Below are 8,279 nucleotides of genomic sequence, written 5' to 3'. Positions count from 1 at the left end.
TGGGGCGTACAATATATTAAGAAAAGCAGTCCTGAACGCTTTTGCAGACGGGATAGAGGGGTTAGGAGTAACTCCAATCAGGTTTACCCCTGGTAAAGTGACTTTGTAGATTTGTCTATAATTTCACAAACTCTTGACTACAATACTCCTGACGCTATAGGGGCTACAGCCATTACTCAGAGGATGTTTGGAAAGTATTAAACAGGTAATTTTTATCTTACGGAACAGGGAACAGGGAACACCGGAAGGATTGGGGAACACACCGAACACCGGAAGGATTGGGGAATGGGGAACCGAAACAATCAAATCCAATCCCCTCCCCTTACAAGGGCAGGGTTAGGGTGGGGTAAAACAATATTTGATACACTAATCATGACTTATCAAACATCCTCTCAGAGCTTTAACACCACTTTAAGCCAAAAATTAGATAACTTAGCACCCTATTTTAATATAGCAATCCTAAATGATTCATGAACAATTTCTGTTCCCTGTTCCCTGTTCGGTGTGTTCCCTTTCCTCACTGATAATTTCTCAACTCAAATAGGATTGCTATATTCATTTATTTTTAGTAGATAAGTTTGAGGCGCTGCAAGAACTGAGTAATGGTCAAAATGATGACGGGTGTAACGATTTCACCACTCCCCTAAGTGGCGTAATTAATCCAGTGTCTCCTGATGAATATTTCTTTTGGGATGACATTCATCCGATCCACTAAAGCTCATCAAGTAATTGCTGAAACCTTGATAAATCAAGTCCATGAGGGTATCTTTGCTGGTTTAATTGGCTATGGGGCGACATGAGAAAATGCTGACCCGTCATGGTTTGGGGTTTAAATTTCTGGCTTTGTAGAATAATTCTAGACTATGGCGATCGCCCACAAAACGCCAGTGCCAAGGTTCATAACTGACACCTTGGGGGTTATTTTCTCCAAAGGACAGTTCAAAACCAAAACGGGCTGCATTTGCTTCTAACCAGCGAAAAGCCCTGGTATTTTCAAAGTTGCTTTGGAGATTAGTAGCTGGTGCTGCGCCATCACCTATATCCACAGCATAGCCTGTATGATGTTCACTATGTCCAGGGGGCGCACTCAAAGCCGCCCTTTGGGCTGGGGTTTGATTACGCCTAGCACCAATAGCAAAAAATAACTGTTCCTGCTCTTCCACGGAGCGGAACCCAGAAATTGGCACTAAAATTACACCCTCACGTCGCGCCGCTTGAGCCATAGCCAGATACCTTTGAGCCGCTGCTGTTCGCAACCTAATGCGCCCATCGGCAGTAATTGCTAACAGTTCTGACTGCGGCGCTTCTGGGTATGTCAAATGACCTAAGAGGGCATCGACATTATTATCTTGACTATTGACAGAATCCCCAGGTTGTGCATCTACATTCTGAGGTGATGAGGAATCAACATCAGCCCTAGGTGAGATCACAAAGAACCACAAACCAGCAATTAAACCCACTAGAATAAACCCTGCGAGTCCCCCCATCACCAAAACTAGATTTTGCACAGGCGGTTTGGCTGTACTCTCAGGGACATCCCGTAAAGCCACGGGAATATCTTCACTAGGGTCGCCTGATAACTGATGGGCTTGTTTAGAAAACCGGGCTTTACTCAAGAGACATCTCCTGTTTTTGTGCAATATTTATCAAAAATTGTAGACTGGGGAGATAAACATCTTCAGTACCATTCATATCTATTATTCCAGGGCGCAATTTTGGGTAACCTCCTAGAACTATACTTTAAACTGGTGGGATTAGTCCTAGTAGGTTTTATCCTGGGACGCAAACTACCTCCTACGGTTCCTACTCGTGTCGGTCAAGGGCTATTTTGGGTAGGAGTCCCCATAAGTATTATTGCTTTTCTCCGCAAAGCCGACCTATCCGGACAGATTTGGATTGCTCCGGTTATCGCCCACTTAGCCATTTTTTTAGGGGCATTTTTGGCTTGGTGGGCGATGAAAGGTCAAGCCTATTTGACCAAAAACATCCACCACAAATCAACACAAGGTAGTTTACTCCTAGCTGCAATGGTTGGTAACACAGGTTACCTGGGTTTCCCCATCACTCTCGCATTATTAGGTCAGGAATACTTTGCCTGGGCTTTATTTTACGATATGTTGGGATCACTTTTTGGGGCCTATGGCTTTGGTATAGTATTAGCATCTCATTTTGGCGGTAATATCAGGAATTACGGGCAAATTACCCAGTCAATTGTCGTGAATCCTGCTCTGTGGAGTTTCGCCTTTGGCTTGCTATTTCGCCAAGTTACCCTCCCGGTCGTTTTTGAATATAGCCTAGAAATATTAGGTTGGATTGTAGTTAGTTTAACTTTAGTGTTAATTGGCATGAGGCTATCTCGCCTAAATTCTTGGCACAGGCTACCGGATGCGGGTATCAGCTTAACTATTAAAATGTTAATTGTTCCCTTATTGATTGGTAGCACCTTGCCACTCTGGGGGGTGACTGGTAAAGCCGCACAAGTAATTTTACTACAAATGGCTATGCCTCCAGCATTTGCCACATTAATAATTGCCGAAACTTTTAATCTTGACCGTGATCTGGCGGTGACTTCTTTAGCACTGGGGTGTATACTACTACTAGTTACTCTCCCCATTTGGCTGTGGCTGTTTTGATTGATATCTGCTCCTACTGATTAACCAGACATGAATCAAGAAAGTAATCATAAATCTATAGACTCACAGCCTAGGTTATCGGCTCGGTTGCTCGAACTAGCTCAATTATTTCTCAAGCTTGGTTTGACTGGCTTTGGTGGCCCCCAAGCTCATATTGCCATGATTCATGATGAGTCTGTGGTGCAGCGGGGTTGGTTTACCGAGGAGGAATTTTTAGCCGGGGTCGCGGTTTGTGAAATGTTACCAGGTCCGGCTTCTACCCAGATGGGAATTTATACCGGATACCTGCGGGGGGGAATTTTGGGGGCTTTGGTGGCGGGGATTTGTTTTATTCTCCCCGCTTTTGTGATTGTCCTGATCCTGTCTTGGGCTTATTTTCGGTTTCAGGGTATACCACAGATTGAAAATTTGTTTCTGGGAATTACCCCGGTGGTGATTGCGATTATTTTCGGCTTTTGCTGGAAGTTAGCCAAACGAGCTATTACTGATTATCCAGGTATTGCGATCGCCATCACGGTTTTTGTGGTTACTGTACTATTTCCCCTCAATGTATTGTGGCAATTCTTGTTAGCGGGGATGGTAGGGTTAGTTATTTACCCCCCCGCTTCCACTATTTGGCTAGTTCCCCTTGTACCCCTGATGCAGATGTTACCCCACACCATGGCAATGGTAACTAGTAAGACCCTAACATTATCCAGCTTTTGGGGACTAGAACGGATTCAAGAGTATTATTTAACCCTAACAATATTCTTCTTGAAGGTGGGTAGTTTTATCTTTGGCGGTGGGTTAGTAATTATCCCCCTCCTGGAGTTAGAAGTAGTTAATCAATTTCATTGGTTAACCCCCAGGGAATTTATCGACGGTGTTGCTATTGGCGAATTTACTCCCGGTCCTGTAGTCATTACCGCCGCATTCATTGGTTATAAGGTGGCTGGGGCTTTGGGGGCTTTAATCTCTTGTGTAGCAATTTTTACGCCATCCTTCCTATTCATTATGGGGGCTGCACCCCTGTTAGTACGCATTCGTCAAAACCCCTGGATTCGCAGCTTTTTGCGCGGGGTAACCCCTGCGGTTCTAGGAGCGATCGCAGCTGCAGCCATTCCCCTGGCAAAAACAGCCATAATTCAAGATACCCCGGTTCGCTCCGTGTTCGCGTTGATAGTCGCCATTTTAGCTTTAATTGCCCTAGTCCGCTTCCGCCGTCCCACATGGCAATTAGTCCCTACTGGGGCCATCCTGGGTTTGATAGCTGGGGCTATAATTTAATACTAAAAATTACCCAATAATTGAGTAATTTTACTGTTTATTTCTGCCGGTGTCATATGTTCATAATGTTCAAAGGGTTGATGAATCCAGGGGTTATCGGGCAGATAATCAACGTAATAATCAGGTTGGAAACCAGAACAGGCTTTATACCAAATCACAGCCGTGCGAATTTCCACAACATTAAAATTACTAGTTTCCTTCAGCCAAGGTATAGTTTCCTCAAGGGTGATTCCCGAATCTACCAAGTCATCAACTAGGAGAATCTGGGAACCTAATTTTTCCGTAGTCATCGTTATATGACGAGCCAGAGTTAAATTACCCCTTTCCTGCTTCCCAGAACCACTGTAAGATGATGTAGCTAAAATTGCCAAAGGCTGCTGATATATCCGGGAAATAATATCCCCCACTCGCAGTCCCCCCCTAGCAAGACAAACAATCTGGTTAAATTCCCAACCTGATTGATAAATTTGGGCCGCTAGGCGTTCAATTTTTTGGTAATAATCTGACCAAGAAATGTAAAGGTCTGACATAAAAGCGGTGATGTTTAGGTGATACTGAAGCAAGTATAAATCAAGTATAAATTTTATATTTTAGTATGAGCATGAATGATTCTGTTGATGAATCCGCCCCAATTAACCCCGAAAATCAAAAACTGGATCTGAAAACTAAACTAGCTTATGGCGCTGGAGATTTAGGGACAGCAGTTACTGGTAATATTTCTATATTTTTTCTCCTGGTTTTTTTTACCAATGTTGCTGGGATTCCCGCCGGGTTAGCTGGTAGTATTTTGATGATTGGTAAAGTTTGGGATGCCATCAACGATCCCATGATCGGCGTGTTATCCGACAGAACTAAATCCCGTCGCTGGGGTCGTCGTCTCCCTTGGTTAGTCTATGGGGCTATTCCCTTTGGGATGATTTTTTTATTACAGTGGATTGTACCACGTTTTACTACAGACCCCACTACTAATATTTGGCCTTTATTTTGGTATTATGTTGTAATTGGGTTAATCTCCCAAGTATTTTTTACCGTTGTTGGTTTGCCCTATGCGGCAATGACCCCGGAACTGACTCAAGATTATGATGAACGTACTACCTTGAATAGCTTTCGCTTCGGGTTCTCTATTGGTGGTAGTATTTTGTCTTTGCTCCTAGCACAAATTATTTTTTCTACTATTAGCGATCGCGAACAACAATACTTGATTTTAGCCGCAGTGTGTGCGGTAATTTCCGTTTCCGGGTTATATATATGTGCTTTTGGAGTCCGTCACCGCGTCTTAGCTTTTGAAAATCAACGCCACCAAGGACAACAACCCGTATCTATACCCTTCTTAGCACAACTAAAAATCGTCTTTAATAATCGACCCTATCTATTTGTGATTGGGATTTATCTTTGTTCTTGGCTAGCAGTACAAATCACAGCCACCACCATACCTTATTTCGTCGTCAACTACATGGGTCTGAAAGACTCCGATATTCCCACCACCATGATTGCAGTCCAGGGAACAGCTTTACTCATGTTATTTGTCTGGGGTGGTTTGAGTAAAAAAATCGGCAGAAAAGTAGTTTATTTTCTGGGTATGAGTTTATGGATATTAGCCGCAGGGGGTTTATTCTTTTTACAACCCGGACAGGTAGGTTTAATGTATTTTATGGCCGTCATGGCTGGTTGTGGGGTATCCACAGCTTATCTGATTCCCTGGTCACTAATTCCAGATGTGATTGAGTTAGATGAACTGCAAACAGGACAACGCAGAGAAGGTATTTTTTATGGCTTTATGGTGTTACTGCAAAAATTAGGTTTAGCTCTGGGAATATTTTTAGTGGGTAACGCCTTAGAAGCATCTGGTTTTCAAGCAGCTATACCCGGAGAAACCACCCTACCCATACAACCAGACTCAGCATTATTAGCCATCCGCTTCGCCGTAGGTCCACTACCAACAATTTTCTTGATTTCTGGCTTGTTTCTGATCTATTTTTACCCAATCAATCGGGAGATTTACGCACAGATGATGATGAATTTGCAAGCACGTCGGGAAAAGAGCAACAGTTAAATTGATTAGGGTTGGTAAAGAACAAAAAATCAAATATTATAGCTGGATATTGCTATATTTAGATTTTAAATGACTTTCAATATTCTATGACCAAAGTTACATCCCAAGAAATTGCCCTGTTTCGTTCTCAGTTAGCTGATGATTCCAGTGCGATGGAAGCCCTAGACTTGATTGAAGATTGTGATGGAGACTTAGAAGATGCAGCGATGAGCTTGGCTATCCGAGCAGGACAAGAACCAGGAATCACTAACTCTGAGTGGTTAGATGCTATGGCCAGAAAATGGCGATCGCTAATTTGTCAACAGGAATACCGCGAAGATTTGTTAAGTAGCTCTGTGGTCAGGATCATGGAACGTCTCAAAAAAATGCCCAGTTTCCCTGAGAGTTTGGCTACACCAGTTCTGATATATGTTCTCAAGCAAGGTGTCACAGATTTTTGCGCCCCTATGGATACACCAACCCCGCCACAATGGAATAATGGTAATATGTCCTGAATCTCTCAACTTAGGAGCTTAATTGTGGCAGCACTGATACTCTATAATTAGAACATAAGAACTTTTATCAAACCATTATTATTGCTTCCATGAATTACCTTATTGCTGTATTACCAGACCGCATTCAAGCCGAAGCCGCTTACTTAGCTCTAGAAGCAGAAGGTATACAAAGCACTATTCTGGGTAGGGGTTATAAAACCGCTGATGAGTTTGGCTTGGTTGACCCCAAAGAGCAAGCGCAAAAGCAAGCTAGGCTGATGTCATACTGGTTAATACCATTTGGTTTTTTTGCAGGTTTTACCTTTAGTTTAATTACAGGTTTAGATACTTTCCCTTGGGCCGGGGAAATTGGTAACCACGTCCTTGGGGGACTGTTAGGCGCTGTGGGTGGCGCTATGGGTAGCGTGTTTGTCGGTGGTGGTGTTGGGTTACTCCTCAGTGGTGATGCTTTACCCTACCGCAATCGTTTAGATATGGGTAAATACATAGTTGTGGCTCAGGTGTCTGAGGCTATTAGCCGCCAAGCAACCAGGATTTTACGGAAATTTGACCCGGAAAATATCCAGGGGTATGCTGATACATCTGGCACTTAGAAATTAACTATGCAAAATTTTCCAACAAAAAGATTTGAAATCTTACCATAAATTTTACCATTCACATCATGTTACCCAGAGAAGAACTGTTAAAGGGTGTAGAAAATCGTGATACTATCGCCCGTGTGATTGATCAGGCTGAACAAGCTATTAAAACTTGGGAAGTGGTTTTAACTGATTTTTTGTCACCGCCAGAATTGGCAGAAATTAACCGGGTATTTAGTCGGTTAACAGATGTACAATTAGTAGGGTGGGGAGGTTATCCCCAAGCAGAACGCCAAAGAATGGCGATCGCTCGCTCAGAACTTCCTTTAGATCAATCTCAAGTTGACCTTGTAGCTTTAGAAATTGCTGGTAATTTTCTGTTTGATACCGCTACCCACCGGGACTTTTTAGGCGCAATGTTGGGAACCGGTATAGTCCGGGAAAAAACCGGGGATATTATCGTACTCGGAGAACGGGGAGCCCAAGCAATTGTTATACCAGAGTTGGCAGAATTTTTACAAATGAATCTGCAACAGGTGCGCTCGGTTCCGGTGAAAACTCAAGTGATTGATCTCACGGAGTTAAAAGTTAGGGAACCTAAAAAGAAAGAACTAACTAGCGTCGAAGCTTCCCTGCGATTAGATGCGATCGCCTCCGCTGGTTTTGGAATGTCCCGCAGTAAAATGGTCACTTTTATTGAGAGTGGTGATGTCCGCGTTAATTGGAAAGACGTTAATCAAGCTAGTTCTCAGGTGAAATCAGGGGACTTAATCGCTATTCGCGGTAAGGGACGTTTAGAAGTAGGGGAAATTGCTGTAACCAAAAAAGAGCGTTATCGAGTCCAATTAACCAGATATATGTAACAGATCCCCCGACTTCTTCCATAACCTAGGGACTTATTAAATATTTGCGAGACAAGTCCGGGATCTTGCACCCCCTCCCAGATACCGTCAGAGCGATCTGCTTGCAGCAGCGCTTCGCTATCGCCTTTAACTGCTCTCAAGATAATCAAACACATGATTTTCTAGTCAGATTTATCTGACTTTAGCTTTCAGACCGGGGTTTCTAACCCCCGGTTCCTCTGGGTGGCGATCTGCTTGCAGCAGCGCTTCGCTATCGCCCCACAGATCCCCGACTTCTTCCATAACCTAGGGACTTATTAAATATTTGCGAGACAAGTCCGGGATCTTGCACCCCCTCCCAGATACCGTCAGAGCGATCTGCTTGCAGCAGCGCTTCGCTATCGCCTTTAACT

8 protein-coding genes are annotated in these 8,279 nt (G+C 43.5%); 6 read left to right on the top strand and 2 right to left on the bottom strand.

Going from position 1 to position 8,279, the window contains the following annotated elements; all coding sequences use genetic code 11:
• Window positions 1-815: 815 nt before the first annotated feature.
• On the bottom strand, window positions 816-1,616 hold the full coding sequence (locus tag PN457_RS09380) for a M15 family metallopeptidase (protein ID WP_271732880.1): 801 nt from the start codon (window positions 1,614-1,616) through the stop codon (window positions 816-818).
• A gap of 99 nt (window positions 1,617-1,715) precedes the next feature.
• On the opposite strand from PN457_RS09380, the gene PN457_RS09375 reads away from it, so the two are divergent.
• Window positions 1,716-2,633 carry an AEC family transporter gene (locus PN457_RS09375; RefSeq protein WP_271732881.1) on the top strand — a complete coding sequence of 306 codons (918 nt, stop codon included), beginning with the start codon at window positions 1,716-1,718 and terminating at the stop codon, window positions 2,631-2,633.
• Window positions 2,634-2,663: 30 nt separating this feature from the next.
• A complete protein-coding gene (chrA, locus tag PN457_RS09370) occupies window positions 2,664-3,899 on the top strand; it encodes a chromate efflux transporter (RefSeq protein WP_271732878.1) in 1,236 nt (411 codons plus the stop codon).
• A gap of 2 nt (window positions 3,900-3,901) precedes the next feature.
• Here chrA and PN457_RS09365 read toward each other — a convergent pair whose 3' ends face one another.
• Window positions 3,902-4,429, bottom strand: a complete 528-nt coding sequence (locus PN457_RS09365; protein WP_271732876.1) for a phosphoribosyltransferase — start codon at window positions 4,427-4,429, stop codon at window positions 3,902-3,904.
• 71 nt (window positions 4,430-4,500) lie between these two features.
• Between PN457_RS09365 and PN457_RS09360 the strand changes: the two genes are divergently transcribed.
• The 4 genes from PN457_RS09360 to PN457_RS09345 all read left to right on the top strand — a co-directional run bounded on the left by PN457_RS09360 (window position 4,501) and on the right by PN457_RS09345 (window position 7,887).
• Window positions 4,501-5,952, top strand: coding sequence for an MFS transporter (locus tag PN457_RS09360; protein ID WP_271732874.1), 1,452 nt, complete (start codon window positions 4,501-4,503; stop codon window positions 5,950-5,952).
• An 86-nt stretch (window positions 5,953-6,038) separates the two neighbouring features.
• A complete protein-coding gene (locus PN457_RS09355; protein ID WP_271732872.1) occupies window positions 6,039-6,446 on the top strand; it encodes a hypothetical protein in 408 nt (135 codons plus the stop codon).
• Between the two features lie 89 nt (window positions 6,447-6,535).
• On the top strand, window positions 6,536-7,039 hold the full coding sequence (locus PN457_RS09350; RefSeq protein WP_271732870.1) for a hypothetical protein: 504 nt from the start codon (window positions 6,536-6,538) through the stop codon (window positions 7,037-7,039).
• 68 nt (window positions 7,040-7,107) lie between these two features.
• Window positions 7,108-7,887, top strand: a complete 780-nt coding sequence (locus tag PN457_RS09345; RefSeq protein WP_271732869.1) for a photosystem II S4 domain protein — start codon at window positions 7,108-7,110, stop codon at window positions 7,885-7,887.
• Window positions 7,888-8,279 lie beyond the last annotated feature (392 nt).

This window comes from Anabaenopsis arnoldii, assembly GCF_028331025.1.
In the GTDB taxonomy this organism is placed as follows: Bacteria; Cyanobacteriota; Cyanobacteriia; order Cyanobacteriales; family Nostocaceae; genus Anabaenopsis; species Anabaenopsis arnoldii.
This window is presented reverse-complemented; position numbering and strand designations above follow the sequence as displayed.